Genomic DNA, 4,046 nt, shown 5'->3' on the forward strand with positions numbered 1-4,046 from the left:
GGACTTATGTCCGGAACGTCCGAGCCCAGTTCTTGTGAAACCATGGATGGCCTAGCCGGCTGGATATGGTGGAGGGACTGGAGGTAGGAAGGAAGCTTGTCGCTCTGGATCGTTTGTTGTTCGATGTCTTTGGCATCGTCTGACGGACGATCGGATTACCGTTGCCTGACCGCGCGGTATCGGATCATATCTCGAGAAGCTGGTCTTAAGACCTGACACAAGTGAGCTGCTCGGCGTAGCTCCAATAAAGTGATCAGGTCGAACACGTCGATGGCATCATGAATGGTCGGTTGTAAAAGGTAACCGTGCCTCTGGTTCGGCAAACTCAGGTTTGTCCGGATAGTCGATTTGGAACCCCTTCGAGCGCGAGCGAGAAGGATAGGAATTCCAAATCCAGTAAATGATGAGCATTGGCAATGAGAACGATTAAGTGTCGTAAGGGCATTTGGTGGATGCCTTGGCATGCACAGGCGATGAAGGACGTGATACGCTGCGATAAGCCGTGGGGAGCTGCGAATAAGCTTTGATCCATGGATCTCCGAATGGGGAAACCCACCTTAAATGCTTGGAAAATCCAAACTGACTGCAAGGTCGGCTTGGGTTTCCAAGCATTGTGATAAGGTATCTTACTTTCGAATACATAGGGGTAAGAAGCGAACGCAGGGAACTGAAACATCTAAGTACCTGCAGGAAAGGACATCAACCGAGACTCCGCAAGTAGTGGCGAGCGAACGCGGACCAGGCCAGTGGCATATAAGATTAAAGCGGAACGCTCTGGAAAGTGCGGCCGTAGCGGGTGACAGCCCCGTACGCGTAGATATCTTGTATGTCCTAGAGTAGGGCGGGACACGTGAAATCCTGTCTGAACATGGGGAGACCACTCTCCAAGCCTAAGTACTCGTGCATGACCGATAGCGAACAAGTACCGTGAGGGAAAGGTGAAAAGTACCCCGACAAGGGGAGTGAAATAGTACCTGAAACCGGATGCCTACAAACAGTCGGAGGGGGCAACCCTGACGGCGTACCTTTTGTATAATGGGTCAACGACTTAGTGTAACGAGCAAGCTTAAGCCGGTAGGTGTAGGCGAAGCGAAAGCGAGTCTGAATAGGGCGATATAGTTCGTTGCATTAGACCCGAAACCGAGTGATCTAGCCATGAGCAGGTTGAAGGTTGGGTAACACCAACTGGAGGACCGAACCCGCATCTGTTGCAATAGATTGGGATGACTTGTGGCTAGGGGTGAAAGGCCAATCAAACTCGGAAATAGCTGGTTCTCCGCGAAATCTATTTAGGTAGAGCGTCTGGCGAATACTCCCGGGGGTAGAGCACTGGATGGGCTATGGGGACTCACCGTCTTACTGATCCTAACCAAACTCCGAATACCGGGAAGTACTACCAGGCAGACACACGGCGGGTGCTAACGTCCGTCGTGAAAAGGGCAACAACCCTAACCTCCAGCTAAGGTCCCCAAGTCATGGCTAAGTGGGAAAGGATGTGAGGATCCCAAAACAACCAGGATGTTGGCTTAGAAGCAGCCATCATTTAAAGAAAGCGTAACAGCTCACTGGTCTAAATAAGGGTCTTTGCGCCGAAAATGTAACGGGGCTGAAGCCATGCACCGAAGCTGAGGATTCCTCGCAAGAGGAGTGGTAGCGGAGCGTTCCGTAAGCTGATGAAGGGAGACCCGTGAGGGCTCCTGGAGGTATCGGAAGTGCGAATGTTGACATGAGTAACGATAAAGAGGGTGAGAGACCCTCTCGCCGAAAGACCAAGGGTTCCTGCTTAAAGTTAATCTGAGCAGGGTTAGCCGGCCCCTAAGACGAGGCGGACACGCGTAGTCGATGGGAACCACGTTAATATTCGTGGGCCTGGTGGAAGTGACGGATCGCACAAGTTGTTCATTCTTATTGGATTGGATGGGCAGCGGAGCGGTTCCAGGAAATAGCTCCACCGTATAGACCGTACCCGAAACCGACACAGGTGGTCAGGTAGAGTATACCAAGGCGCTTGAGAGAACTATGTTGAAGGAACTCGGCAAATTGCACGCGTAACTTCGGAAGAAGCGTGACCCCATTTTAGGCAACTATGATGGGGTGGCACAGACCAGGGGGTAGCGACTGTTTATCAAAAACACAGGGCTCTGCGAAGTCGCAAGACGACGTATAGGGTCTGACGCCTGCCCGGTGCTGGAAGGTTAAGAGGAGAGGTGCAAGCTTTGAATCGAAGCCCCAGTAAACGGCGGCCGTAACTATAACGGTCCTAAGGTAGCGAAATTCCTTGTCGGGTAAGTTCCGACCTGCACGAATGGCGTAACGACTTCCCCGCTGTCTCCAACATAGACTCAGTGAAATTGAATTCCCCGTGAAGATGCGGGGTTCCTGCGGTCAGACGGAAAGACCCCGTGCACCTTTACTATAGCTTTACACTGGCATTCGTGTCGGCATGTGTAGGATAGGTGGTAGGCTTTGAAGCAGGGACGCCAGTTTCTGTGGAGCCATCCTTGAAATACCACCCTTATCGTCATGGATGTCTAACCGCGGCCCGTTATCCGGGTCCGGGACAGTGTATGGTGGGTAGTTTGACTGGGGCGGTCGCCTCCGAAAGAGTAACGGAGGCGCGCGATGGTGGGCTCAGACCGGTCGGAAATCGGTCGTCGAGTGCAATGGCATAAGCCCGCCTGACTGCGAGACTGACAAGTCGAGCAGAGACGAAAGTCGGTCATAGTGATCCGGTGGTCCCGCGTGGAAGGGCCATCGCTCAACGGATAAAAGGTACGCCGGGGATAACAGGCTGATGACCCCCAAGAGTCCATATCGACGGGGTTGTTTGGCACCTCGATGTCGGCTCATCGCATCCTGGGGCTGGAGCAGGTCCCAAGGGTTTGGCTGTTCGCCAATTAAAGCGGTACGTGAGCTGGGTTCAGAACGTCGTGAGACAGTTCGGTCCCTATCTGCCGTGGGTGTAGGAATATTGACAGGATCTGTCCCTAGTACGAGAGGACCGGGATGGACATATCTCTGGTGGACCTGTTGTCCTGCCAAGGGCATAGCAGGGTAGCTATATATGGACGGGATAACCGCTGAAGGCATCTAAGCGGGAAACCCACCTGGAAACGAGTGTTCCCTATCAGAGCCGTGGAAGACGACCACGTTGATAGGCCGGGTGTGGAAGTGCGGCAACGCATGAAGCTTACCGGTACTAATAGCTCGATTGGCTTGATCGTTCTCATTGACTATGCTCATCGAACAAAGTTCGATGAGCCTGACCTTCTGTCCTCACGCGCCATAGGCGCTGCGGACGGCGCGCCGGACAACCGGCGACGCGCTTTGCGCTTGCGGAGCTTTGCTCCGACGGTGCCTTGCGAAAGGTAGACGTGTTCAAAACTAATCACTGACGACTACTCACTAGTCACTCAGTGAACCAGCTTCTCACACAAGTTGCGCTTCGCTGACCTGGTGGTTATGGCGGGGTGGCTGCACCCGTTCCCTTTCCGAACACGGCCGTGAAACGCCCCAGCGCCTATGGTACTTCGTCTTAAGACGCGGGAGAGTCGGTCGCTGCCAGGTCTGCTAAACGCAACTCGTGAATACGCATGTGCCCGAAGCTGAACAAGCTTCGGAAAGCGACATGCGCAAAATCGACAACAATCTTCTCCAAACGAAACCAACGGCCCATGCCGTCACAAAGGGCCGCTACCACAGCGGCCTTTCGCTTTTTAAGCTTAGAAATTGCTTTAGAAGCAGAGACAATGAACGCGAGACAAATTGCTTCGCAATTTGCTCGGCACAGATCCGCAAAGCGCAAGCGCTTTGCCTAGCCGCGACAAATCCGGAGGATTTGGCGCTGGACGCGGGGTGGAGCAGCCCGTTCGGCCTAAGATCGATCCACCGGATCGATCTCTTAACGGCCTCACCTCGTCAGGCTACGCCTGACATCGCTCCCGGGCACAACGTCCGGAATGAAATATCGCGGGGTGGAGCAGCCCGGTAGCTCGTCAGGCTCATAACCTGAAGGCCGCAGGTTCAAATCCTGCCCCCGCAACCAA

The 4,046-nt window shown here is 53.8% G+C and carries 1 tRNA gene and 2 rRNA genes; all 3 read left to right on the forward strand.

Features of this window, described 5'->3' with window-relative positions:
* Window positions 1–424: 424 nt before the first annotated feature.
* A 23S ribosomal RNA gene (locus tag FHT82_RS30135) occupies window positions 425–3,224 on the forward strand.
* A 228-nt stretch (window positions 3,225–3,452) separates the two neighbouring features.
* Window positions 3,453–3,567 (forward strand): 5S ribosomal RNA (gene rrf, locus FHT82_RS30140).
* 401 nt (window positions 3,568–3,968) lie between these two features.
* Window positions 3,969–4,045 (forward strand) — tRNA-Met (locus FHT82_RS30145).
* Window position 4,046 lies beyond the last annotated feature (1 nt).

It is taken from the genome of Rhizobium sp. BK275 (genome assembly GCF_014193555.1).
GTDB lineage: Bacteria > Pseudomonadota > Alphaproteobacteria > Rhizobiales > Rhizobiaceae > Rhizobium.